The following is a 24,679-nucleotide window of genomic DNA, read 5'->3' on the forward strand; positions in this document are numbered from 1 at the left end:
ATTGTCGCGTATCGCGCAAGCTTTTGACAGCGGGCAATGGAGCGTTATTGCTTCGGCCAGCGCCAAGGCTGCGTTGCTGACATTGGCGCTTCCGCTTGGCGCCTGCGGCGCCGGCGGCTTCAGCCTGGAGAAAGCCGAGGTCGACCGCTCGATCATCACCTCCAGCGCACCGTCCTCGCCCGCCCAGCCGGCAAGCAGCGACAAGGATTCGGACCAGACCACCATCGGTAACGCAGTCTCCTCAGCCGACATCCAGGAGCTCGGCGGTCAGGCCGTGCCATGGGCCAATGCCGGCACCGGCTCGCGCGGCGCGATCACCGAGCTGGTGGAACTCAAGGATGGCGGCCTCACCTGCCGCCGCTTCAACGCCACGCGCGAGAGTTTCGACGGCGTCGCCATGTACCAGGGCGAGCTCTGCATGGCCGGCGCCGGCGGCTGGCGCATGCAGGAGTTCAAGGCGCTCTGATAAATTCCGGGCGCTCTGATTTTCGCCCACGGATCCCTCTTGCGCTACTGGAATTTCTTCCTATCCAGGCGCATATAGGGGGCACCGTGGATTCATCTTCTCTTACAGGCAGGAAGCATGCGCGACCCCTATGAGGTGCTGGGCGTTGCCAGGAACGCATCGGCCAAGGACATAAAATCGGCGTACCGCAAGCTCGCCAAGCAGCATCATCCGGACCAGAATCCGAATGATCCGAAGGCGAAGGAGCGTTTTGCCGCAGCCAACCAGGCTTACGAGATCGTCGGCGACGAGAAGACGCGCGCTGCTTACGATCGCGGCGAGATCGACGCCGACGGCAAGCCGAGGTTCCAGGGCTTCGAGGGCGCGGGCGGCGGCGATCCGTTCGCCGGGTTCCGCCGTCAGCAGGGTCCTGGCGGGGCGCATTTCGAATTCCGTACCGGACGCCCGGGCGGCGATCCGTTCGACGGCAACAGCGATATCTTCAGCCAGATCTTCGGCGATGCCTTTTCGGGCGCCCGCGGCGCTGGCCGTGGCGACCGTCGCCAGCCGGTCCAGGCGGCGGACCTCAATGTCACGCTGGACATCACTGTCGAAGAGGCTGCCACCGCCGAGAAGGTGACGGCGATGTTCCCCGATGGGCGCAAGATGGCGGTCAAGCTTCCGGCCTATGTCGAAGAAGGCCAGACCATCCGCCTCAAGGGTCAGGGTGAGCAGGGGCCTGGCCAGCCGGGCGATGCGCTGGTCAAGATCCACATCCGCCGCCATCCGCGCTACCGTATCGAGGGCCGCGACCTCCATGTCGACCTTCCCGTCGATCTGGCCGACGCGGTGCTTGGCGCCAAGGTGGCCGTCGAGACGCCGACCGGCAAGCTGGCCGTCAACGTTCCTGCATGGTCGAGCTCGGACAAGGTGCTGCGCCTGAAGGGCAGGGGCCTGCCGGAAAAAGCAGGCGGCCATGGCGACCTCTACGCCCATGTGCGGCTGATGCTGCCGGAGGGCGGAGACGTCGATCTCGAAGCCCTGATGCGCGACCGAAAAGGCTGATCGAGGCGATTTTCTCCTCAAGCCAGTCTGTTTTCGACGCTTGAAGGGGCTTTGTGCCTGTGCGATAGGGCTCCACAAAGCAGACATTCTTGCGGAGAACGCGCACATGGCGGGTGTACAGGGCCTGATGGCCGGTAAGCGGGGCCTCATCCTCGGCGTCGCGAACAATCGGTCGATCGCTTTCGGCATCGCCAAGGCGTGCGTCGATCACGGCGCCGAAATCGCGCTGACCTATCAGGGCGAAGCGTTCAAGAAGCGCGTCGAGCCGCTGGCGGCCGAACTCAACGCGCATGTCGCCGGCCACTGCGACGTGACTGACCCGGAAAGCCTGGACGCGGTCTTCGCCGACATTGCCAAGCACTGGGGCAAGCTCGACTTCCTCGTCCATGCCATCGCCTTCTCCGACAAGGACGAGCTGACCGGCCGCTATGTCGAGACGACGCGCGACAATTTCCTGCGCACCATGGATATTTCGGTGTTTTCCTTCACCACCATCGCCAAGCGTGCCGAGCCGCTTATGAGCGAAGGCGGCTCGCTGCTGACGCTGACCTATTACGGCGCCGAGAAGGTGATGCCGCACTACAACGTCATGGGCGTCGCCAAGGCGGCGCTCGAAGCAAGCGTCCGCTATCTGGCCGTCGACCTCGGCGCCAAGAAGATCCGCGTCAACGCGATCTCGGCCGGCCCGATCAAGACGCTTGCCGCCTCCGGCATCGGCGATTTCCGCTATATCCTGAAGTGGAATGAGTACAACGCGCCGCTCAAGCAGACGGTGACGCAGGAAGAGGTCGGCGATTCCGGCGTCTACTTCCTGTCGGATCTGTCCCGCGGCGTGACCGGCGAGGTCCATCACGTCGATTCCGGCTACCATGTCGTCGGCATGAAGGCGGTCGACGCGCCGGACATCTCGACCGTCAAGGACTAATTCTCTCTCCGCCTAGCATCCGTCCAAGGCAATTCCAGGAAAAGTGTGAAACGGTTTTCCGTCCGGAATTGCTGAACTGCTCTAGCTGCTGGCCCGACCTCCGGAAGACCTGATGTATCCGCTCGTCTACCTCGCGCGCCATGGCCAGACTGAGTGGAATACCGAGCGTCGGCTGCAGGGCCAGGCCGACACCGACATCAATGAACTTGGACGCCAGCAGGCGACCGGCAACGGTCGGCGCTTGGCCGGGATGATCGGCAAGGGTGAGGATTTCGACTTTGTCGCCAGCCCGTTGCGGCGCACATGCGAAACGATGGAACTGATGCGGGCGGCGATGGGGCTCGACGCGCTCGCTTACCGGACAGAACCGCGTCTGGTTGAATTGAGTTTCGGCGACTGGCAGGGCTTTACTTTCGCCGAGCTCGAGGCCCGGCATCCTGGCTCGACGCGTGGCCGTCGCGCCGCCAAATGGGATTTCCAGCCGCCCGGCGAGGGCGCGGAAACCTACGAAATGCTGCTCGAACGGATAAAGCCGTGGTTCGACGCGCTTGACCGGCAGACGGTCTGCGTCACCCATGGCGGCGTCATGCGCTGCCTGTTCCGCTTTGTGGAAGGGGTGTCGAAGCAGGAGGCGGCGAGCCTCGAGATCCCGCAGGATCGCCTGCTCCGGCTGGAGGGCCGCAGTTTGGAGTGGTTATAACAAATTGCGGCGTGGCAAATTCAGGTCAGGCCGAGTCGAGAATGGTGGATTCCGAGAACCGGAGCGGAGCGTACTTTCAGTACGTGAGCACCGGCCTACGCCGGCCGTAGCCTTAACTGCCACGCCGCTCTCATGCCATGGATGCTTCGGCCGGCGAAGGCCGGAAGCGCAGGAAGCCGCCTTTCGCAGGCCGGCCTCACCTGAATTTAGTTCTGGTCGCTGTCCGGCAACTGCATATCGGTGACGACATTCTCGCCGTTGGTCACGTCGTAGGCGATGACGATGTCCATGCCTGGCTTCAGCGCGTCGAGGTCGGTTTCGGCGTTGAGCTTGTAGGTCTTTCCGTCGTCCAGCGTCAGCGTCAGCGTGTCCTTGTCGACCTTCTTGATCAGGCCTTCGGTCTGACCGGCGAATGCGGCGGTGGAAATGATGAGCATGGCGCCAACAGCGCCAATCAGGGTACGCATCGTCGTCCTCTTTGGTCATTGCGCCGGCTGGGTCAGCGGCGGATCCTCAACGGCGGATGGAAGAGAGCAGAAACCAACCGAATGTGTCAAAACTAAATCGGTCAGATCACAGATTGATGCATCCGATCACCGTTTGACCGCTGTGGAAAACGCCAATAGAAGGCACCCTTGAACCGGCGAACCGGGCTCCGCCGCCGGGCAGGGCGTTTTTCCATGTCTCACAATACATTCGGCCATCTTTTCCGCGTCACCACCTGGGGTGAAAGCCATGGCGCCGCGCTCGGCTGCGTTGTGGACGGCTGCCCGCCCGGCATTCGCTTCAAGCGCGAGGATATCCAGGCCGAACTCGACCGGCGTCGCCCCGGCCAATCGCGTTTCGTCACCCAGCGCCGCGAGCCGGACGAGGTGAAAATCCTTTCCGGCTTCATACTCGACGAGGACGGCGAGACGATGATCACCACCGGAACGCCTATCTCGATGCTGATCGAGAATGTCGACCAGCGCTCCAAGGATTACGGCGAGATCGCCCGCCAGTACCGGCCGGGCCATGCCGACTACACCTATGAGGTCAAATACGGGTTGCGCGACCATCGCGGCGGCGGCCGTTCCTCGGCGCGCGAGACGGCAGCTAGGGTCGCGGCCGGCGCGCTCGCCCGCAAGGTGGTGCCGGGCATGGTGGTGCGCGGCGCGCTGGTCTCGATAGGCGAAAAGTCGATCGATCGCGCCAACTGGAACTGGAATTTCATCGGCGATGCCGAAAATCCGTTCTTCACCCCCGACCCTGCCTCGGTCCCCATCTTTGCAGCCTATCTCGACGGCATCCGTAAGGCCGGCTCCTCGGTCGGCGCGGTGATCGAGATCGTCGCCGACGGCGTGCCGGCAGGGTTGGGCGCGCCGATCTACGCCAAGCTCGACCAGGACATCGCCTCCGGTCTGATGTCCATCAACGCCGTCAAGGGCGTCGAGATCGGCAACGGGTTCGAGGCGGCGCGCATCACCGGCGAACAGAACGCCGACGAGATGCGGATCGGCAATGACGGCAAGCCGGTGTTTCTGTCTAACAACGCCGGCGGCATCCTGGGCGGCATCTCGACCGGGCAGGCGATCGTCGCCCGCTTCGCCGTCAAGCCGACCTCCTCGATCCTCACGCCGCGGAAATCGATCGACAAGGACGGCAATGATGTCGAGGTCATGACCAAGGGCCGCCATGATCCCTGCGTCGGCATCCGCGCCGTGCCGATCGGCGAAGCCATGGTTGCCTGCGCGATTGCGGATCATTATCTGCGGCACAGAGGACAGACTGGGAAGGGAGTAGCCAGTAGGGAATAGGCAGTAGGCAGCATGCCAGCCCGACACCGCCTTTTCCTTCCCTACTGCTGCGAGCGAAGCGAGCGTTCCATGCCATACGACCAGAAGAAGATCGTCGAAGCGATCCGCGCCTTCGAGCGCGGCGAGATCGTCGTCGTCATGGACGATGACGGGCGCGAGAACGAGGGCGACCTGATCGTCGCCGCCGTTCACTGCACGCCGGAAAAGATGGCCTTCATCGTCCGCAACACGTCCGGCATCGTCTGCACGCCGATGCTGCGCGAGGATGCGCGGCGGCTGAACCTTGCGCCCATGGTGGCGGACAATGATTCCGCCCACACCACCGCCTTCACCGTCAGCGTCGATTTCAAGCACGGCACCACGACCGGCATTTCGGCCGAGGACCGCACGCTCACCGTGCGCAACCTCGCCAACGGCAATGTCGGCGCCTCCGACTTCGTGCGCCCCGGCCACATCTTCCCGCTGATCGCGCGAGAAGGCGGCGTGCTGATGCGCTCGGGCCATACGGAAGCCGCTGTCGACCTCTGCAAACTCGCCGGCCTGCCGCCGGTCGGCGTCATTTCCGAACTGGTCAACGACGACGGCACCGTCAAGCGCGGGCCCGAGGTGCAGGCTTTCGCGGAACAGCACGGGCTGAAGCAGGTTTCGGTCGCCGATCTCATCGCCTACCGCCAGCGCAAGGAAACGCTGGTCGAGCGCGTCGCCTGCTCAGACATCGAAACGCCCGGCGGCAAGGCGCAGGTCTTCACCTACACGCTGCCCTGGGATTCCATGCACCATGTCGCGGTCGTCTTCGGCGACATCCGCGACGGCGAAGAAGTGCCGGTGCGCCTGCATTCGGAGGATGTCGTCACCGACGTCTTCGGCACCAGTCACCGGCTGGACGGCATCATGAAGGCAATGGGCGAGCGCAAGCGCGGCGTCATCGTCTATCTGCGGGAGGGCTCGGTCGGCGTCGCTCATCAGGAGCGCAAGCGGCCGCAGAGCGGCGACCGCGAGGACCACGAGGAAGCCCGCCGCCGCGAGAACGAGTGGCGCGAGATCGGCCTCGGCGCCCAGATCCTGAAGGATCTTGGCATTTCCTCGATCAACCTGATCGCCTCGCGCGAGCGCCATTATGTCGGCCTCGAGGGTTTCGGCATCCACATCGCCAAGACCGAGATTCTGTAGTTCGGCCCGGCCGTGCTTGGCGATGCGGCGCAGTGGCCGAATGCCAATGCCTGCATGACCGACCACCTCACCAGGCTGCAGCAAGACGGCGTCGTCGTTCCCGGTCTCGACCCCGAGACCGCGGTGCGGCTGATCACCGGTGCCAGCAGCCAGGCCTCGCAGCGCATCGGCAATTCGAAGGATCCCGAAGCGACGTCGAAAAAGGTGGTGGCGGCATTCAAGCAACTGCTGGAGGGTTTGCACAAAGGACTGACCGGCCGGCCAGGTAGTCTAGGATCATTGGCGCAAGCCGGTCAGAGCCCGTATCAGCGCCCGCAGGACACACGACGTCCAAAGTTCACCCGCCCAGCGACAAGCTGCCTCGCACGGCTCCCCGCAATTCACGCACCCCTCGCATCCGCATCGCCAATACGAAAAATCGACGCGTGGCCCCTCTGAGATCAACAATGGGCTTGGCAGTCAGCCGAAAAGTGCGCTGCCGATCGAGATAGCTTGCCAGGAAAATGTCGTGGCGTAGCTGAACGGGTCCGTTGCTTCGGTGTCGGAAGCCAACATCTTCATCTTGGCGAAATGGCCAATCGGACGCGCTTATCGGCAGCATGAGCAACTCCCGCGGTTCGTTTGGACGAATGTGCGCCGATGCCGTGACGGGCGCGACGACGACTACGTGATTGAAACGTGAAAAAGATCGCGCCGGAGAGATCGCGGTTGAAATGGGAGCGGCTCCGAGAAAGAATTGGGCAGAGCCATGGCTGGGGCGGGCTGCGATGACGGGGCCTCATCTTTACTTGCTGGGCGGTTTCGACTTTGCCGGCGTCGGGGCCTCGGTTCCTGCGTTCAGTCGCAAGGCCCGCGCTATGATGGCCTACCTCGCCCTGCAAGCCGGGCATTCCCAGTCGCGCGAGAAGCTCGCTGCCCTGTTCTGGGGCCTGAACGGCGAGGCGCAGGCCCGGATGAGCCTCAGACAAACGGTGTCGGCCATCAGGAAGGCGATGCAGACGTCCGGCGGCGGGCGCTTCCTGACGGAGGGAGCCAGCATTGCACTTCATCTCGACGATTTCGATTTCGACGTCGCCCGGTTCGAGACGCTGGCGACAAGCTCTTCGCCCGAGGATCTGGAGCTGGCGCTTGACGTTTACCGCGGCGACCTGCTCGACGGCCTTGGCCTGAAAGAGGAGCCGTTCGAGGACTGGCTACGGGTCGAGCGCGAGCGACTGAGGACAATCGCGATCGCGGCGCTGGATAGGCTGGTCGCGCATTACAGCGCATCGAACGACCTTTCATCCGGCGTGCGCACGGCCGTGCGACTGCTCGCTATGGAACCCTTGCGCGAAGACATCCACCGCGCCCTGATGCGGGCCTATGCCGCGCAGGGCCGGATCAATCTTGCACTGAAGCAGTACGAGCTCTGCCGTGACGCGCTGCAGCGGGATCTCGCCCTGCCGCCCGAACCGGAAACCCACCAGTTATACCAGACGCTGAGAGCACGCCGGACGGGCTCGTCTTCCCAGACGCGACATCCGGCTGCCATCACCGAGCCGCCGCCCGGTTCCCAGGCAAAGGCCGACGGCGGCGAGTCCATGCGGCCGCAGACCCACTATGTCAAATCGGCAGGGACCAACATCGCCTACCAGGTGACCGGCGACGGGCCGATCGACCTGCTATATGTCCAGGGATGGGTCTCCAACCTCGACGTTGCCTGGGATTCACCGAGGTATTCGCATGTGCTCAAGCGGCTCGGCACCTTCTCGCGCCTGATCCGCATCGACAAGCGCGGCACCGGTTTGTCCGACCGCAATGTCGGCCTGCCGACGCTCGAAGAGCGGATGGAGGATGTACGTGCCGTTCTGGACGCGGCCGGCTCCAGGCGCACTGTCCTGTTCGGCAGTTCGGTGGGCGCCCCGATGTGCATGCTTTTCGCCGCCACCTATCCCGAGCGCACGGCCGCGATCGTGCTCACCGGTGCCTACGCCAGGGGTTCATGGGCGAAGGATTATCCCTGGGCGAGAACTGTCGAGCAGGTGCAGCAGGATATCGACGCTGTCGAGAGGCAGTGGGGCAAGCCCGCCGATATGAGCAACGCCGCGCCCAGCCTGATCGAAAACATGATCGAGCGCGAGTGGTTCGCCGCCTATCTCAGAAATTCGGCCTCGCCCGCCGACGCGATCGCACTCTGGCGATGGGGCACGGAAATCGACGTTCGCGATATCCTGCCCGCCATCCATGTTCCGACGCTGATCGTGCAGAGGACGGGCGATCGCTGGGTAAGACCGGAGGAAGGGCGCTTTCTGGCGGCGCATATCGAAGGTGCCAGATACGTCGAGCTTGCCGGCAGGGATCACGTGATCTGGGGCGAGGGCTGCGGCCGCCTGGTCGACGAGATCCGGAGCTTCGTGACCGGCGTCCTGCCCTCGGTTCCGAGCGAGCGCGTGCTGCTCTCCGTGCTGGCGCTGAAGATCGAGGCTGCCGGCGAGCAGGCGATTGAGCAATGCACGGATGCGATTCGGGACGAGTTGGCGCTGTTCCACGGCAAGGAGATCAGGCGCTTGGGCGACAGGCTGCTTGCCGTCTTCCAGCGGCCGACCCGCTCGATCCAGTGCGGGATTGCGATAGGTGAACGGTTGAAACTTTCCGGTGTCGATGCTCGCGCGGCAATCCACATTGGGGAGTGCGAAGCGTGCGGCGAGGACTTCTCCGGCATCGCCATCGAGGTCTCGTCGCGGCTGCTGGACCATGCCCGGCCGGGCGAGACCATCGTATCGCGGACGGTGCGCGATCTAATAGCCGGTTCGGGCCTAACATTCGAGGAGCGTGGCAAGATGGAAGCCGACGGCTTTCCTGGCGCGCTTCAGTTCCTTGCGGTCACAGGAAAGATCCAGCCCATGATGGGCTAGCATATCGTCCACCGCCACGTCGGAAATATTCTAGCCAAGCTCGACCTGCCTTCGCGCGCCGCGGCAGCGGCACATGCCGCCGCCCATGGGCTTGTCCGACTGCATGAGCCGGACTGGAGTGGAAAGTGGCGCCAATTTGTGTTCGACGTCAGGTCGCGGCATTCAAGCCGCCAGTCGAGGGTCTGCTCAAAAAGGGTCAGCCTCCCCCAATGATGCGGATTGCCCACAGGGTATGCACCGGTTTTGGGACGGCATGGCGGTGCTCAAGATTGACAATCACCGGGGCGAGCGCATCCTTCCCGGCCAACTCTGTGGTGGGAGAGTCGGGGCCATGTGGGACTTCAGCATCGGCCGGTCGGTGTCCATCATGATGCGGACATGGCCGTTCATCGTCTTTCGCATGATCGTCTATTTCGGCATCACGGTGGCCTACATCATCGCGACCGGCACCGGCGCCAGCGTCGGCTACGGCGTCGGCCACATCTCGACCGACCCCGACGGTCCGATGTCGTTTGCCTTGTGGGGCGGGGTCGTCGGCTTCGGTGTCGTCTCGATCGCCGTCTACTGGATCCGCGAATATATCCTCTACGTTCTCAAGGCCGGCCACATCGCCGTCATGGTCCACCTGATCGACGGCCACGACGTTCCCGACGGCCAGGGCCAGATCGCCTATGCGCGCGAGGTGGTGACCAAGCGCTTCGCCGAGGCCAATATCCTTTTCGTTGTCGACCAACTGGTGAAAGGCGCCATCCGCGCCATTACCGGCCTGATCGGCGGCATCGCCGCCTTCCTGCCCATTCCAGGCTTGAGCGGCATCGTCAGCTTCATCAACACCGTCATTCGGCTATCGCTGACCTATGTCGACGAGATCATCCTCGGCTACAACATCCGCATCAATTCAAACTCGCCTTTCGAGACCGCCAGGCAAGGCGTCGTGCTCTACGCGCAGAACGGCAAGCACATGGTCAAGAACGCCGTCTGGCTGGCGGTGATCATGTGGGGCGTGTCCTTCGTCATCTTCCTTTTGATGCTCGCCCCCGCAGCCGCCATCCTCTGGGTCATGCCCGGGCAGCTTGCCGGCTGGGCCTTCGTTCTGGCCATCGTCTTTGCCTGGGCCTTCAAGGCCGCCTTCATCGAGCCCTTCGCCATCGCCTCGCTGATGCAGGTCTATTTTGCCGCCATCGAGGGCCAGGTGCCCAATCCGGAATGGGACCAGCGCCTGGCAGAGGCCTCGTCGAAATTCAGGGAGCTTCGCGACAAGGCGCTCGGCTCTTTCGGCGGCTCGCGCTGGGATTCGCCCCGGGCGGCCTGATCAGCAGCCCTCACTACGAAGGCAGCCTGATCACGGGTTCGCCCGTTCGCCGGAACCGAGGCGGGCGATCGCCGACTTGAGCGGCTCCTCGCCGGCGCCGCAAAAGGTCTCGCTCATCACCAGCTCGCCGAGCGGCAGGCGCTTGCCCCAGCCATGCGCCTCGAGGTCCGGCCGCGGCGCGAATTCCGACACCCGCCCGACGCACAGATAGGCGATCGGCGTCACATGCTCGGGGATCGACAACAGCCGCTTCAGCGCCTCGGTCTCGATGATGCTCACCCAGCCGACGCCGACGCTTTCGGCGCGCGCCGCCAGCCAGAAATTCTGCACGGCGCAGACGGTGCTGTAGAGGTCCATTTCCGGATTGTGCCAGCGCCCGAGCGGCGAGTCTTTTGACCGCTGGCGGTCGCAGGTGATGCAGAGGTTGAGCGCGCTTTCGCAGATGCCTTCGAGCTTCAGCTTGCGGTAGAGCGCCTGCCGCTCCGCCTCGATCGCCGGCAGTTCCTGCTCGCGCGCGGCCAGAAACAGGTCGCGCACCTGCCGTCGCCTTGCCGCATCGCGGATGACGATGAAGTTCCACGGCTGCATGTAGCCGACCGACGGCGCGTGATGGGCTGCCATGAGCAGCCGCGCCAGCACGCCATCATCGAGATCGTCGCCAACGAAATGGCTGCGCACGTCGCGCCTGGTGAACATCGCCCGGTAAACGGCATCGCGCGCCGATTGGTCAAAGTCGTCGCCGCCGGTAGCGGCCATTCGTGCCTGCATCGCTTGTCCCCTTGCGATAAGCAGTCCTCCGCTTGACCATGCGGACGACTATGTCTGCCGGGCCGGTCTTCTGGCTTGGGATCGACCCGCATCCGGCGCCTTCCCGTCATTGACAGTGGCTTTTGCCGGCGCGGTCCCCCTCACAGCGTTGGGCACGCCACGGAATTCAACCGTGTTCCCGATTCTCCCGCGTCGCGGGCACCAGGCAGCGGCAGGACTCTATCGCGAAGCGGAAGCCGCGCCAATGCCGCCAGCGACACGATCAGGCGCGATTTTCCCCAATCTATCGGCGCTGAAACATGGCTATCCGGGCGACAGGTGCCTAGATTAGGCGCCATGACCACTCGTCTCTACACACATCCGGTATTCCTGGAACACCTCACGCCGGCCGGCCACCCCGAGCGGCCCGACCGCCTGCGCGCCATCGAGCGCGTGCTGGACGACGAGGCTTTTTCGGCGCTCGACCGCATCAAGGCGCCGGAAGGCGACGAGGCGACCATCCTCTATGCGCACCCCGCGGATTTCGTTGAGCGGGTGCGCGCGGCCATTCCCGAGACCGGCATCGTCTCGATCGATGCCGATACCAGCGCCAGCCCGAAGAGCTGGCATGCGGCGGTGACGGCGATCGGCGCGGCAAACGCCGCGGTCGATGACGTCTTCGAAGGCCGCGCCGCCAATGTCTTCGTCGCCGCGCGCCCGCCCGGCCATCACGCCGAAAAGACCACCGCGATGGGCTTTTGCCTGTTCAACACCGCGGCGATCGCGGCCCGCTACGCGCAGAAAAAGCACCAGGCCGAGCGCGTCGCGATTGTCGACTGGGACGTCCACCACGGCAACGGCACGCAGGACATTTTCTGGGACGACCCGTCGGTGCTCTATTGCTCGACGCACCAGATGCCGCTTTATCCGGGCACCGGCGCCAAGAGCGAAACCGGCGTGGGTAACATCGTCAACGCGCCGCTCGCGCCGAGCACCGGCAGCGACACGTTCCGCGACGCCTTCCTGTCGCGCGTGCTGCCGTCGATCGACGCTTTCAAGCCGGACCTGATCATCATTTCCGCCGGTTTCGACGCGCACCATCGCGACCCGCTGGCCGAAATCAACCTGACCGAGGATGATTTCGACTGGGCGACCGGCCAGCTGATGGAGCGCGCCGGGCGCCACAGCGGCAACCGGCTCGTCAGCCTGCTCGAGGGCGGCTACGATCTGCAAGGACTGGCATTTTCGGTCGCCGCCCATGTCGGGCGGCTGATGAAGGGATGAATGATGGCTGATGAAGCTAACCAAGACGTCAAGGCGATGAGCTTCGAACAGGCGCTCGACGCGCTGGAGAAGATCGTCGATGACCTGGAGCGCGGCGACGTCCCGCTCGACCAGTCGATCAAGATCTACGAGCGCGGCGAGGCGTTGAAGGCCCATTGCGACCGGCTGCTCAAGGCGGCCGAGGACAAGGTCGAGAAGATCAGGCTGTCGCGCGACGGCAAGCCGGTAGGAACGGAGCCGCTCGACGCCGAGTAAGGTGTATTGATATTCAGGTGAGGCCGGCCTGCAAATGGCGGTCTTCTGCCGAAGCACTCATGAGTGGCGTGGCAGGTAAATTAAGGCTACGGTCGGCGTAGGCCGGTGCTCACGTACTTCAAGTACGCTCCGCTCCGGCTCTTGGAACCCGCCATTTTCGGCTCGGCCTGACCTGAATCTCAACACACCCCGGTGATAGTCCCGACTGGCGGGGACACGATAAGACAGGAGGCCTGCAAGCATGTGCCGAAACATCAAGACCCTGTTCAATTTCGATCCGCCGGCGACCGATGACGAGGTCCATGACGCGGCGCTGCAGTTCGTGCGCAAGCTGAGCGGCTCGACCAGGCCGTCCAAGCGCAACGAGCATGCCTTCCACCATGCCGTCGAGGCGATCGCTGCCGCCGCGCGCGAGCTGCTGGACAGCCTCGAAACCACCCAGCATCCCCGCAATCGTGAGGAAGAGGCGGCCAAGGCGAAAGCCAGGTCCGCGCTCCGCTTCGCCTGAGGTGCGACATGAGCTTCTTTCCGGGAAACGATCCTGAGGCCGGCGACGCGTTTGCCTGCGACCAGATCGAGTTGATGGTCATCCCCAACGCCAAGGACATTGGCGGCTTCGAGGTCCGCCGCGCCTTGCCGACCGCGAAACGCCGGCTGGTCGGCCCGTTCATCTTTTTCGACCGCATGGGGCCGGCCATCCTGCGCGCCGGCCATGCGATCGACGTTCGCCCGCATCCGCATATCGGGCTTTCCACCGTCACCTATCTTTTCGACGGCAAGATCAGGCATCGCGACTCGCTCGGCACCGAAATGGTGATCGCTCCCGGCGACGTGAACCTGATGACCGCCGGCCGCGGCATCGTTCATTCCGAGCGCACGCCGGAGGAGCTGCGCGGCGCGCCGATGTCGATCTCCGGCCTGCAGACCTGGCTGGCGCTGCCGGATAGCCAGGAGGAGATCGCCCCGGTGTTTGCGAACACGTCGGTGGTAAGCCTGCCCGAGATCGACGCCGAAGGCGTCAGCGGCCGTATCGTGATCGGCGAATTTTCCGGGCTGCGCTCGCCCGTCGCGACCGCTTCGGAGACGCTCTATGCCGATCTCAGGCTGGCGGCGGGCGCCAGCGTGAAGATTCCCGCCGATGCCGAGGAACGCGCCATCTATACGCTGGAGGGCGAGGTTTCGATCGCCGGCGACCGCTTTCCTGCGGAGCGGCTGCTGGTGTTCAAACCGGGCGTGGAGATCGTCGTTTCGTCCGAGCGCGGGGCGCATTTCATGCTGTTCGGCGGAGCATCGCTCGGCTCCAAGCGTTATATCTGGTGGAATTTCGTTTCGTCCTCCAAAGAACGCATCGAGCAGGCCAAGGAAGAATGGAAGACGGGCCGCTTCGATATCGTTCCTGGCGATGAGGAAGAATTCATTCCGCTGCCGGAAGGTTAGAGCAGGAAAGCCGTCCTGCGCCAGCCGCGTCACTGACACGCATTTACATTCGCCTGCCGGCGGCATATTTCGCGCATGATCACGGCGCATATGTGTGAAGGTTGGAGCAATTCCAGGAAAAGTGTGAAACGGTTTTCCCGGAATTGCGTGAAAACAAGGAGACAGAGCGGTCCCGTGAAACGGTTAACCGCTCTGATGCAAGGTTAAGATTTCAGCAGGCCGCACCAGAGTGAACCCGAAGCCCGACACGCCACTTCTCGACAAGGTCCGCATTCCCGCGGATTTGCGAGCGCTCGAGGAAAGCGAGCTGCCGCAGCTGGCGACGGAACTGCGCGCCGAGCTGATCGATGCCGTGTCGCACACCGGCGGCCATCTCGGCGCCGGGCTGGGCGTGGTCGAGCTGACGGTTGCGCTGCACTATGTCTTCAACACGCCGCAAGATCGGCTGATCTGGGACGTCGGCCACCAGGCCTATCCGCACAAGATACTGACCGGCCGCCGCGACCGTATCCGCACGCTTCGCCAGGAAGGCGGTCTCTCCGGCTTCACCCGGCGAGCCGAGAGCGAGTACGATCCCTTCGGCGCCGCGCACTCCTCGACCTCGATTTCCGCCGGCCTCGGCATGGCCGTGGGTCGCGAGCTCGCGGGCGGCCGCAACAATGTCATCGCCGTCATCGGCGACGGCGCCATGTCCGCCGGCATGGCCTATGAGGCGATGAACAATGCCGGCGCGCTCGATGCGCGCCTGATCGTCATCCTCAATGACAACGACATGTCGATCGCCCCGCCGACCGGCGCGATGAGCGCCTATCTGGCGAGGCTCGCTTCCGGCAAGGCGTATCTGGGCCTGCGCGATTTCGGCAAGAAGCTATCGTCCTATCTCGGCAAGCGCGCCGACCGCGCCATCACCCGCGCCGTCGAGCATGCGCGCGGCTACGTCACCGGCGGCACGCTGTTCGAGGAAATGGGCTTCTATCACATCGGCCCGATCGACGGGCACAATCTGGAGCACCTGATCCCGGTGCTGAAGAACGTGCGCGACAATGCCGACGGCCCGGTGCTAATCCACGTCGTGACCCAGAAGGGCAAGGGCTACGCGCCGGCGGAGGCCGCCGCCGACAAATATCACGGCGTCAACAAGTTCGACGTCATCACCGGCGCGCAGGCCAAGGCGCCGGCCAACGCGCCGAGCTACACCAAGGTCTTCGCCGAGAGCCTGATCCAGGAAGCGCGTGAGGACGACCGCATCGTGGCGATCACCGCCGCCATGCCGAGCGGCACCGGCCTCGATCTGTTCGGCGAGGTGTTCCCGACCCGAACCTTCGATGTCGGCATTGCCGAGCAGCACGCGGTGACCTTTGCCGCCGGCCTCGCCACCGAGGGCTACAAGCCCTTCGCCGCCATCTATTCGACCTTCCTGCAGCGCGCCTACGACCAGGTCGTGCATGACGTGGCGATCCAGAAGCTGCCGGTGCGCTTCCCGATCGACCGCGCCGGCTTCGTCGGCGCCGACGGGGCCACCCATTGCGGCGCCTTCGACACGACCTTCCTGGCCTCGCTGCCGGGCTTCGTCGTCATGGCAGCCGCCGACGAGGCGGAGCTTCGCCACATGGTGCGCACCGCCGCCGACTACGATGGCGGCCCGATCGCCTTCCGCTATCCGCGCGGCAACGGCGTCGGCGTCGATATGCCGGAGCGCGGCTCGGTGCTCGAGATCGGCAAGGGCCGTATCCTCAAGGAAGGCACCAAGGTGGCGCTTCTATCCTTCGGCACGCGGCTGCAGGATTGCCTGCAGGCCGCGGAAGAGCTTGGCGCGGCGGGCCTTTCCACCGCCGTTGCCGACGCCCGCTTCGCCAAGCCGCTGGACGAGGATCTGGTCCGCCGCCTCGCGCGCTCGCACGAGGTTCTTGTGACGGTCGAGGAGGGCGCGGTCGGCGGCTTCGCCAGCCACGTGCTGCATTTCCTCGCCCATGAAGGGCTGCTGGAAAACGGCCTCAAGGTGCGCCCGCTGGTCTTGCCGGACGAGTTCACCGATCACGCCAGGCCGGAGAAGATGTATGCCGATGCGGGCCTCGACACGGCCGGCATCGTGCGCACGGTCTTCGCCGCGCTCGGCCACGGCGTGCAGGCGCAGCGCGCCTGAATCGAAACTTCAGCTTCCTGAATAAGTTTGCCGGCTTTCGACCGTAACCTTTTGTTTACGCTTTTGTTTGGCGGTTCGGTTACCCTGTCTTTTGGCCGATTTTCAACGGCGCCCTGCTAAGACCTTGGTCCCAGGCAGGGGATAAGAACAATGAAATCGTTCCTGAGTGGCATGGCCCTTGTGGTGACCATGGCCGCGCCGGTGGCAGCCGAAACGCGTTACGACCGCAACCTCGAAAAGGCGGCGGTGGACATCGTCGCCGGCAAGATGGGCAACATCCGCGGCGGCTTCTCCTACAAGCAGGTTCCCCAGTTGGTGGTGCTGCCGGAAGCTGCGCCAGCGGCGCCCACTCCTGCTGAGCCGCGTGAGCAGGCCTCTAACAATGACGGCGTGATGCCGGCCGTCGCGCGCCCGGTCTCGCGGACGATTTTCTAAAACCACATATCGCGCACGCAGCGGCCGTCGCGCGGCAGGTCGTCGAATGTTTCGAGGCCGTCGAAATGGTCGATCGGCAGGTCGGCCACAGCCTGCGGCGGCGCCAGCCGAGCGCCGGCTCGGTCACTTCGGCACGCATATAGGAACGCATCGGTCCCGCGATACGGATGCGCTCGTCGACATAGTCGTAGGCCCAGAGCGTGCCGTAGCGGCGGCAAAGCTTGCAGTTGCAGGCCGTGATCGATCCCGGATCGCCTTCCAGGGTCCAGTGCGCGGCGCCGCAATGGCAGGTTCCCTTCAGCATTGCCTCCTCCTCAGGCTCAGTAAAACGGCCCCGCATTCTGCCGTGCCGCGCGCCATATTCAACAGGGTTGCCATTGCCTTCGCGGCCGGCTTTCGCCAATGAAGGCCGATGAGTTCTCCTTTGCCATCAAGCGCGCGCCGCAGGCTCGACGAACTGCTTGTCGAGCGCGGCCTGTTCGCCAGCCGTTCGCGCGCCCGCGACGCGATCGAGCGCGGCACGGTCACGATTGACGGCGCCGTTGCCCGCAAGCCCGGCCAATCCGTCGCGTCGGATTGCGTCGTCGCTATTGACGACCCGGCGCAGGCCTATGTGTCGCGCGCGGCGCTGAAACTGATTGCCGGCCTCGGCCATTTTGGCCTCGCTCCCTCGGAGAGCGAGGCGCTCGACATCGGCGCCTCGACCGGCGGCTTCACTCAGGTGCTGCTTGAACGCGGCGCCGCCCATGTCACGGCGATCGACGTCGGCCATGGCCAGATGCATCCCGATATCGCCGCCGATCCGCGCGTGACGGTGATCGAAGGGCTCAATGCCCGCGACCTGACTTCGGCCGACCTCGGCGGCCGTGTTCCGGATTTCCTGGTCTGCGACGTCAGCTTCATTTCGCTGAAGCTGGCGCTGCCGGCCGCACTTGCCTTGGCGGGCGAGGGCGCCAGCGCACTGCTCCTGGTCAAGCCGCAGTTCGAGGCCGGCCGCGAAGCGATCGGCAAGGGCGGGCTGCTCAAGGATCCGGGCGATGCCGAGCGCATCGCAGCCGCTTTGCGCGACTGGCTTGCCGGCATGCAGGGCTGGCGCGTGCTCGGGCTGCACCCGTCGCCGATCGAAGGCGGCGACGGCAATCGCGAATTCCTGCTTGCCGCGATCAAGGACGCGAAACCGCGATGAGCACGCGCTTCACCATCGCCAGGCTCGGCGCGCAGGGCGACGGCATCGCCAGCGCCGATGGAGGCGAGGTCTTCATCCCGTTCACGCTGCCGGGCGAGACGGTCACCGCCGCGCGGCAGAAGGACCGCGCGACGCTGATGTCGGTGCTGGAGGCGTCCCCGCTCAGGGTCGATCCGGCCTGCCGCCACTTCACCGAATGCGGCGGCTGCGCGCTGCAGCATTTCGAGGCCGAGGCCTACCGGCAGTGGAAGCGGGAACGGGTGGCGCAGGCGCTGAGGGCCAAGGGCATCGCCAGCGCGGTCGACGCGCTGGTGCCGTGCGCGTCGCAGACCCGCCGCCGCGTCGTCTTCAGCGCCCGGCGCACCGAGACGGGCATGCTGCTCGGCTTCGTGCGCGCGCTCTCCTCCGAGATCATCCCGATCAAGGAGTGCCCGATCTCCCTGCCGGCGATCGTTGCGTCGCTCGATCGCTTGCGAAGGCTGGCCGCTCTGGTCTGCGCCACGCCGAATGCCTTCCACATGACGGTGACCGTTACCGCCTCCGGCCTCGATGTCGCCGTCCAGGATGCCGGCAACCTCGGCGAAAACCAGCGCCGCATCGCCTCGAATTTCGTGATGGCCGAGGGCCTGGCGAGGCTTTCCGTCGACGGCGAGGTCATCGTCGAGCCGAAGAAGCCGGTGGTGCAGTTCGGATCGGTCGCCGTAGCGCTGCCGCCCGGCGCCTTCCTGCAGGCGACGGAAGCCGCCGAGCAGACGATGGCCGGCCTCGTCGGACAGCATCTGTCGCGTGCCAAGAAGATCGCCGACCTTTTTGCAGGCTGCGGCAGCTTCGCGCTCCGGCTCGCGGCGAAGTCGGAGGTTCACGCTGTAGAGGGCGACGCGCCGGCTCTCGCGGCGCTCGACCGCGCCTTTCGTTTCGCCAGCGGCCTGAAGCGGGTGACGGTCGAACGCCGCGACCTTTTCCGCCGGCCGCTGACCTTCAAGGAATTGAACGGCTTCGACGGCCTGGTCTTCGATCCGCCGCGCGCCGGTGCGGAGGATCAGTCGAAGCAGATCGCCCGCTCGGACGTGCCGCTGGTCGCGGCGGTCTCCTGCAATCCGGTGACGCTGGCGAGGGATCTGCGCATCCTTCTCGACGGCGGCTATCAGTTGAAGAGCGTGACGCCGATCGACCAGTTCCTGTGGTCGCCGCATGTCGAGGCTGTCGCGCTGCTGGAGAAGCCGAGACGGCGCCGGTAGTCCGCACCCGGCTGCTCGCAAGAAATTTTGTGAAGTCTCTGTTCTTTCGACAAAATTGCGCCCTAAAGCCGCCTTTTTGCAGGATCTTAATTTTGCGCTGTAGGGAAACATTCCTGCCTCTCCGGCGTTACTGTTCTGAACGGATGGCGGACAACGGACGGCGGATTGCAATGCAGACGCTTCAGAAATTCATCGGCCTCATCGTCGTTCTCATTGCGTTCGCCGTCGCGTCCGCGACAGGCTCGCTCGCGCAGGAGCAAAAACGCCTCGCCTTCGTCATTGGCAATGGCGCCTATCAGTCCGGCGAGCTCGCGACGGCCGCCAACGATGCGGGTCTGATCGGACAGACGTTGCAGGCAGCCGGTTTCGATGTGGTCGGCGCGCGCGATGTGGACCAGGAATCGCTGCGCGGCGCCTTCCGTGATTTCCTCGCCAAGGTTTCGGCCGCCGGCCCAGACGCGGTCGTTTTCGTCTATCTCGCCGGTCACGGCGCGCAGTTCGAAGGCGAGAACTATTTCCTGCCGGTCGACGCCAACATCGCCAGTCCCGCCGATGTGCCGATCCAGGCCATTCGGGTCTCAGACCTCACCCGACCGCTCGCGGCCCTGCCGACAAAGGTCAACATCATCGTGCTCGACGCGGCGCGGCCGAATGCCTTCCCGCAGACGAAGCAGCCGCTGGCCGGCGGCCTCGCTTTGGTTGATCCCGACCCGAACATGCTGATTGCCTTCAATGCCGCTCCGGGTACCGTCGCACCGGAGGGCAAGGGACCCTATGGCGCCTATGCCCAGGCGCTCGCCGAGATGATGCGCGAAGGTGGCCTTCCGCTCGAAGACGTGTTCGACCGCACGCGCCTGCGCGTCAATGAGGTGACACAAGGGGCCGAAGTGCCTTGGGACGCCTCGAAGATCAGCGCGCCCTTCGTCTTCTTCGAGCGCGCTCCGGATGCGCCGGCGCCCAAGGTCTCCGAGGCCGAATCCCAGGCCAACCGGACAAGGGAGATTCGTGACTTTGATGCCCACGACGCCTATGTCGCGGCCCTCGACCGCGATACGATGCGCGGCTACCAGGATTTCCTCGTCGCTTATCCGCACGATCCGATGGCCAAGCGGGTGCGCGCCATCATCGCCGCGCGGCGCGAGGCGATTACCTGGCGTGAGACCTGGATGCGGGACACGCCGGAAGCCTACTGGTCCTACCTCGACCGTTATCCGCACGGGCCGCATGCCTGGGACGCGCGGCGTCGGCTGAGGCATTTCGATGCCGAGCTCGAGCCGCCAGCGAGCTTCACCGTCATCATCTACGATGTGCCGCCGCCGCCGCCGGAGGAGATCGTCTATGTCGATCGCCCGGTGCTCTATTTCGACGACCCCGATTTCGACTTCGAGCCGCCGCCGCCGGTCACAATCATCTTCCTGCCGCCACCGCCGCCGGATTTCATCGTGCTTGAACCACCGCCGCCGCCGATTGACGTCTTCGTCCTGCCGACGCCGGTGTTCGTGCCGATACCCGTGTTCATCAACCCGCCGCGCCACATTGTGCCGCCGCCGAACAACATTATCTTCACCAACATCCACAACACGACCGTCATCAACAACATCAACACGACGATCAGAAACGAGACCATCAATCAGGCCGCGCAGCCGAGCGGCAATGCTCAGGCTGGCGTCACCACAGGCCAGAAGACGCTCGGAGGCGCCGTTGGTGCTCGTGCGGATGCGTTGGCGGCCAAGGTCGCGCTGCCGCCGGTGCTGAAGAAGAGGGCGGCGATATCCGGTCAGGCCAAGTCCAATCAGCAACAGGTCGGCTTGCCGCCGAAGCCGGGCCAGCGTGTTATCCAGGGTCAGCAGCCTGGCGCCGCGACTCCGCAGCCGGAGACCCAGTCCGCGACCGGCAAGCTGTCGCGCGACCACGCCTTGCCCGGAGCCGACGGCAAAAAGCTGCCGCTCGTCAACGGCAAGCCGGCGCTCAACGACCAGAATTTGCCAGGCAACAAGTCGAGGAAGCAGTTCGGCAGGCAAGGCATTGTGGAAGGCAACCAGGAGGCGACGGGAAACGCCGGTGCCGCCGTGACCGGAGAGCAGGGCACCGATCAGCAGAAGGGCAAGAAATTGCGCAAGCTGCCCACCGTCAACGGCATGCCGGCCGACAACGGCCAGGGCGCCGAGCAGAGATTCGGGAAGAACAATCCGAACATGCCGTCCGGCAAACCCAAGAAGCTGACGCGCAGGGATTTGTCGGCCGGCCAGGCAATTGTCGAACCGAACGATCAGGGCTCGGCTAACCGCGACAATAAGAGCAGGAAGTTGCGCAAGCTGCCGACTGTCAATGGCGAACCGTCTGACAATCGGCCGAGCGTGCAGAAGCGGCTCAGGAAGACCAATCCGGAGGTGTTCTCCGACGAGACACAGGGCTCGGTCAGCGGCAACGACAGGGGCAGGAAGTTCCGCAGGCTGCCGACGGTCAATGGTGAACCGGCCGACAACGAGCCGAGCATTCAGAAGCGGCTCAGGAGGAACAATCCGAGCGTGTTCTCCGACGAGAACCAGGGCCCCGTCGGCGGGAGCGACAGGGGCAGGAAGTTCCGCAGGCTGCCGACCGTCAACGGTGAGCCGGCCGACAACGGGCCGAGCATGCAGAAGCGGCTCAGGAGGAACAATCCAGAGGTATTCTCGGACGAGAATCAGGGCTCGGCCAGCGGAAGCGACAGGGGCAGGAAATTCCGCAGGCTGCAGAATGAAGAAGGTTCCGGCGGCGGCGAAGTCAACGTCCAGCGCAACTTCAAGGTCAACAGGCCGCAGAGGCCTGAGTTCAGCGAGCAGCCGAGGCCTGAGGTCCAGGAGCGGCGTCAGCCGCAACAGCCGAAGCAGCAGGAGCCGCAAGGAAAGAGGAAGTTTGCTTGCGGCAATCCGGGTGAGCCGCCCTGCCAGCAGTAGGCTGTCGGGCCGGACAACAGGTTGCCGTTGCGCGGGCCGGACTTTCCGGCCCGCGATTTGCAAGGCAAGGAGCACCTGCATACTGACCCGTAAAGGCTGGTTCAGTCCTGGCCATGCGCGCCGCTCGGCTTACAAGCCTGGCGGCATTCGTCAGATTTTCGGCGTGCCGCCGCGCTGGTTGATCGACACCCAGATATTCGGGTTCTGCTGCGACTGGCGTTTCAGGAAATAATAGCCGGTCGCGTTCCAGGGCCGGACTTCATCGACAAGATTGTCGAGGACCAGATCGCCCTTGTCGGTCTTCACCGTGAGGATGGTGTGGCCTTCATTGTTCAGGTCGCGCACCACCGTCATCAGCAGCGCCTGGCGGGGGAATCCCGCTTCCATGAGAAGCTTGCGCTTGTAGAGCGCGTAGATCTTGCAGTCGCCCTTGCCGTCCACCGGATAATCCCAGTGGTCCATCATCGTGCCCCAGTGATCGTAATTGCTGACGGGCTTGATGGCGCGGTTCGCCTTTTGGTTTATCCGCTTGAGGGTACGCAGGTTCTGCGCGGTCAGCTTGACGTTCGCGGCCGGCAAAGCCGCCACCTTGCATTCTTTCGGCCGGCGGCCGCAGAAATCGAGCCAGCCATATGGAACGCTGGTGCGGCCTCCAACCGAGGCGGAGCGGACCGCATCCACGGACGGCTGCGTCGATGGCCGCCTGAACAATGTCGACTGCGCCGCTGCCGGATCAACAGATAAAGCGGCCGCGCCAATCAACGAAACAAGGCCAAGGAGGAAGGAAGAGGTCAGGACGCCAGGGGAACGCAACAATGCCAGACACCACCGCAACGAGAAGACTGGCGACGAGTTAATGCGGAAACGCCGGCCGAGGCAATTGAACAATTAATAATTTGCTAACACGATCGTGTTCGCGTCCGGCGAGGGCGCTATGCTTCTTGTAAGTCGGCATTAATCGCCAGCATGGCGCTGCTGCGCTTCGGCGAAGACGCTCGCGTCCATGTCTTGCAGCGTTTTTGGCACACCACTGTGCGGCAGGACGCCAAACACCTCCTCCGGCCGCGTCGGGGCAAAAGCCTGCGCCGGTCTCAGAAGAACGCCCTGCGGCGTGTCTTCGATCTGGAGGTGGGTGCCGGCGCCCCAGTTCCGCAGTTTTCGGATCGCGCTGGGCAGGGTCACCTGTCCCTTGGTCGAGACGGTCGTTGTGAGTTTTTCAGAGCTGGTCATCGAGCCTAGATGATACCGGAAAGTTCCGGTGCCTCAAACCCTGGTGCCCCCCACCGTCATCTGGTTCATCCTTAGATGCGGCTGACCGACGCCGACGGGCACGCCCTGTCCGGCCTTGCCGCACATGCCGATGCCGTTGTCGAGCTTCATGTCGTTGCCGACCATGGTCACGCGGTGCATGGCGTCGGGCCCGTTGCCGATCAGCATCGCGCCCTTGATCGGCTGGGTCACCTTGCCGTCCTCGATCATGTAGGCCTCGGTGCAGCCGAACACGAACTTGCCCGAGGTGATGTCGACCTGGCCGCCGCCGAAGGAGACCGCATAGATGCCGTTCTTGACCGAGGCGATGATCTCTTCCGGGGGCATGTCGCCCGAGGTCATGTAGGTGTTCGTCATGCGCGGCATCGGCTGGTGCGCATAGCCTTCGCGCCGGCCGTTGCCAGTCGCCTTCATGCCCATCAGGCGCGCGTTCTGGCGGTCCTGCATGTAGCCGACCAGTTTGCCGTCCTCGATCAAGACGTTGCGCGCCGAAGGCGTGCCTTCGTCGTCGACGGTGAGCGAGCCGCGCCTTTCGGCGATCGTGCCGTCATCGACCACGGTGACGCCCTTTGCCGCCACCTGTTGGCCCATCAGGCCAGCGAAGGCCGACGTCTTCTTGCGGTTGAAGTCGCCTTCCAGGCCATGCCCGACCGCCTCGTGCAGCATCACGCCCGGCCAGCCGCTGGACAGCACGATGTCGAACGTGCCCGCCGGCGCCGGGACGGCCTCGAGATTGACCAGCGCCTGCCGCAGCGCTTCGCGCGCGGCATGCTTCCAGCTCTCCTCGGTCAGGAACTCGCCAAAGCTCTTGCGGCCGCCCATGCCGTAGGAGCCGCTCTCCTGGCGGTCGCCATCGCCGACCACCACCGAGACGTTGATCCTGACCAGCGGGCGGATGTCGCGCACGATCTGGCCGTCGCCACGCACGATCTCGACATGCTGCCAGGAGGCGGCGAGTGAGGCCGTCACCTGGCGCACGCGGGGATCGGCGGCGCGCAGCCAGGCGTCGATCTCCTGCAACAGCTTGGCCTTGGCCTCGAAGCTGGGGGAGGGGATGGGATTCTCGTCGCCATAGAGGTGGCGATTGGTGCGGGCGGGCGCTGCGGCAAGCGTTCCGGAATAGCCGCCCTTGACCGCCGAGACGGCGTCGGCCGCGCGCAACAGCGAGGCTTCAGACAAGTCGCTTGAATGCGCGTAGCCGCTGGCTTCGCCGGCGACGGCGCGCAGCCCAAAGCCCTGGTCGGTGTTGAAATTGGCCGTCTTCAGCCGGCCGTTGTCGAACATCAGCGCTTCGCTCTCGCTGTACTCGAGGAACAGTTCGCCGTCGTCGGCGCCCTTGATGGTGTCGGCAACGATCTCTTTGACGCGGTCGTCGGATATGTCGAATTGGCCGATCAGGCTGTTCATGGCAGGGCTGTCCGCTGGCGGTTTCGTCTTCCCCG

The 24,679-nt window shown here is 64.6% G+C and carries 22 protein-coding genes, 2 pseudogenes and 1 riboswitch; of the genes and pseudogenes, 18 read left to right on the top strand and 6 right to left on the bottom strand.

The annotated features are described in order from the left end of the window. Window position 1 precedes the first annotated feature (1 nt). From RFN30_RS01475 to RFN30_RS01490, 4 genes are all read left to right on the top strand, one after another. Window positions 2–466 carry an RT0821/Lpp0805 family surface protein gene (locus tag RFN30_RS01475; protein ID WP_320260362.1) on the top strand — a complete coding sequence of 155 codons (465 nt, stop codon included), beginning with the start codon at window positions 2–4 and terminating at the stop codon, window positions 464–466. 117 nt (window positions 467–583) lie between these two features. Beyond that, window positions 584–1,510, top strand: coding sequence for a DnaJ C-terminal domain-containing protein (locus RFN30_RS01480; protein ID WP_320260363.1), 927 nt, complete (start codon window positions 584–586; stop codon window positions 1,508–1,510). Window positions 1,511–1,616: 106 nt separating this feature from the next. Next, on the top strand, window positions 1,617–2,435 hold the full coding sequence (gene fabI / locus RFN30_RS01485; RefSeq protein WP_320260364.1) for an enoyl-ACP reductase FabI: 819 nt from the start codon (window positions 1,617–1,619) through the stop codon (window positions 2,433–2,435). 112 nt (window positions 2,436–2,547) lie between these two features. Then, entirely contained in the window at window positions 2,548–3,135 is a 588-nt protein-coding gene (locus tag RFN30_RS01490) for a histidine phosphatase family protein (RefSeq protein ID WP_320260365.1), read from the top strand. A 206-nt stretch (window positions 3,136–3,341) separates the two neighbouring features. Here RFN30_RS01490 and RFN30_RS01495 read toward each other — a convergent pair whose 3' ends face one another. Next, a complete protein-coding gene (locus RFN30_RS01495; RefSeq protein WP_320260366.1) occupies window positions 3,342–3,602 on the bottom strand; it encodes a DUF1344 domain-containing protein in 261 nt (86 codons plus the stop codon). A 213-nt stretch (window positions 3,603–3,815) separates the two neighbouring features. On the opposite strand from RFN30_RS01495, the gene aroC reads away from it, so the two are divergent. From aroC to RFN30_RS01520, 5 genes and pseudogenes are all read left to right on the top strand, one after another. Continuing rightward, entirely contained in the window at window positions 3,816–4,931 is a 1,116-nt protein-coding gene (gene aroC / locus RFN30_RS01500) for a chorismate synthase (protein WP_320260367.1), read from the top strand. Window positions 4,932–5,000: 69 nt separating this feature from the next. After that, window positions 5,001–6,101, top strand: coding sequence for a 3,4-dihydroxy-2-butanone-4-phosphate synthase (gene ribB, locus RFN30_RS01505; protein WP_320260368.1), 1,101 nt, complete (start codon window positions 5,001–5,003; stop codon window positions 6,099–6,101). Between the two features lie 3 nt (window positions 6,102–6,104). Continuing rightward, window positions 6,105–6,359 (top strand): annotated as a pseudogene (locus tag RFN30_RS01510) (TetR family C-terminal domain-containing protein); the annotation flags it as partial. A 509-nt stretch (window positions 6,360–6,868) separates the two neighbouring features. Then, complete coding sequence (locus RFN30_RS01515; protein ID WP_320260369.1) at window positions 6,869–8,995, top strand: alpha/beta fold hydrolase; 2,127 nt, start codon at window positions 6,869–6,871, stop codon at window positions 8,993–8,995. 331 nt (window positions 8,996–9,326) lie between these two features. Beyond that, window positions 9,327–10,307, top strand: coding sequence for a hypothetical protein (locus RFN30_RS01520; RefSeq protein WP_320260370.1), 981 nt, complete (start codon window positions 9,327–9,329; stop codon window positions 10,305–10,307). Window positions 10,308–10,337: 30 nt separating this feature from the next. On the opposite strand, the gene bluB is transcribed toward RFN30_RS01520, so the two are convergent. After that, entirely contained in the window at window positions 10,338–11,075 is a 738-nt protein-coding gene (gene bluB / locus RFN30_RS01525) for a 5,6-dimethylbenzimidazole synthase (protein ID WP_320260371.1), read from the bottom strand. A 43-nt stretch (window positions 11,076–11,118) separates the two neighbouring features. Beyond that, window positions 11,119–11,296: riboswitch (cobalamin riboswitch) on the bottom strand. A 115-nt stretch (window positions 11,297–11,411) separates the two neighbouring features. Here bluB and RFN30_RS01530 point away from each other — a divergent pair. The 6 genes from RFN30_RS01530 (at window position 11,412) to RFN30_RS01555 (ending at window position 16,608) form a co-directional block, all read left to right on the top strand. Then, a complete protein-coding gene (locus RFN30_RS01530) occupies window positions 11,412–12,338 on the top strand; it encodes a histone deacetylase family protein (protein ID WP_320260372.1) in 927 nt (308 codons plus the stop codon). Window positions 12,339–12,341: 3 nt separating this feature from the next. Continuing rightward, a complete protein-coding gene (locus RFN30_RS01535) occupies window positions 12,342–12,593 on the top strand; it encodes an exodeoxyribonuclease VII small subunit (RefSeq protein WP_095778033.1) in 252 nt (83 codons plus the stop codon). Between the two features lie 241 nt (window positions 12,594–12,834). Further along, on the top strand, window positions 12,835–13,101 hold the full coding sequence (locus RFN30_RS01540) for a DUF2277 domain-containing protein (RefSeq protein WP_320260373.1): 267 nt from the start codon (window positions 12,835–12,837) through the stop codon (window positions 13,099–13,101). Window positions 13,102–13,109: 8 nt separating this feature from the next. Next, complete coding sequence (locus RFN30_RS01545) at window positions 13,110–14,030, top strand: pirin family protein (RefSeq protein WP_320260374.1); 921 nt, start codon at window positions 13,110–13,112, stop codon at window positions 14,028–14,030. Window positions 14,031–14,259: 229 nt separating this feature from the next. Beyond that, a complete protein-coding gene (gene dxs, locus RFN30_RS01550; RefSeq protein WP_320260375.1) occupies window positions 14,260–16,173 on the top strand; it encodes a 1-deoxy-D-xylulose-5-phosphate synthase in 1,914 nt (637 codons plus the stop codon). Window positions 16,174–16,323: 150 nt separating this feature from the next. Next, window positions 16,324–16,608, top strand: a complete 285-nt coding sequence (locus tag RFN30_RS01555; RefSeq protein WP_320260376.1) for a hypothetical protein — start codon at window positions 16,324–16,326, stop codon at window positions 16,606–16,608. Here RFN30_RS01555 and RFN30_RS01560 read toward each other — a convergent pair. After that, window positions 16,605–16,912: pseudogene (locus RFN30_RS01560) on the bottom strand (GFA family protein). The gene RFN30_RS01555 and the pseudogene RFN30_RS01560 sit on opposite strands and share 4 nt — an antisense overlap. 108 nt (window positions 16,913–17,020) lie before the next feature. On the opposite strand from RFN30_RS01560, the gene RFN30_RS01565 reads away from it, so the two are divergent. The 3 genes from RFN30_RS01565 to RFN30_RS01575 all read left to right on the top strand — a co-directional run bounded on the left by RFN30_RS01565 (window position 17,021) and on the right by RFN30_RS01575 (window position 21,968). Beyond that, window positions 17,021–17,794 (top strand): TlyA family RNA methyltransferase, encoded by a 774-nt coding sequence (locus RFN30_RS01565; protein ID WP_320260377.1) that lies wholly within the window; start codon window positions 17,021–17,023, stop codon window positions 17,792–17,794. Continuing rightward, window positions 17,791–19,032 (top strand): class I SAM-dependent RNA methyltransferase, encoded by a 1,242-nt coding sequence (locus RFN30_RS01570; RefSeq protein WP_320260378.1) that lies wholly within the window; start codon window positions 17,791–17,793, stop codon window positions 19,030–19,032. The genes RFN30_RS01565 and RFN30_RS01570 overlap by 4 nt, the downstream gene beginning before the upstream one ends. A gap of 170 nt (window positions 19,033–19,202) precedes the next feature. Next, on the top strand, window positions 19,203–21,968 hold the full coding sequence (locus RFN30_RS01575; protein WP_320260379.1) for a caspase family protein: 2,766 nt from the start codon (window positions 19,203–19,205) through the stop codon (window positions 21,966–21,968). Window positions 21,969–22,118: 150 nt separating this feature from the next. Here RFN30_RS01575 and RFN30_RS01580 read toward each other — a convergent pair whose 3' ends face one another. The 3 genes from RFN30_RS01580 to tldD all read right to left on the bottom strand — a co-directional run bounded on the left by RFN30_RS01580 (window position 22,119) and on the right by tldD (window position 24,644). After that, window positions 22,119–22,856, bottom strand: coding sequence for a transglutaminase-like cysteine peptidase (locus RFN30_RS01580; protein ID WP_320260380.1), 738 nt, complete (start codon window positions 22,854–22,856; stop codon window positions 22,119–22,121). A gap of 66 nt (window positions 22,857–22,922) precedes the next feature. Then, entirely contained in the window at window positions 22,923–23,198 is a 276-nt protein-coding gene (locus RFN30_RS01585) for an AbrB/MazE/SpoVT family DNA-binding domain-containing protein (protein WP_320260382.1), read from the bottom strand. Window positions 23,199–23,231: 33 nt separating this feature from the next. After that, a complete protein-coding gene (tldD, locus tag RFN30_RS01590) occupies window positions 23,232–24,644 on the bottom strand; it encodes a metalloprotease TldD (RefSeq protein WP_320260383.1) in 1,413 nt (470 codons plus the stop codon). Window positions 24,645–24,679: the final 35 nt, after the last annotated feature.

It is taken from the genome of Mesorhizobium dulcispinae (assembly GCF_033977345.1).
Classification (GTDB): domain Bacteria; phylum Pseudomonadota; class Alphaproteobacteria; order Rhizobiales; family Rhizobiaceae; genus Mesorhizobium; species Mesorhizobium dulcispinae.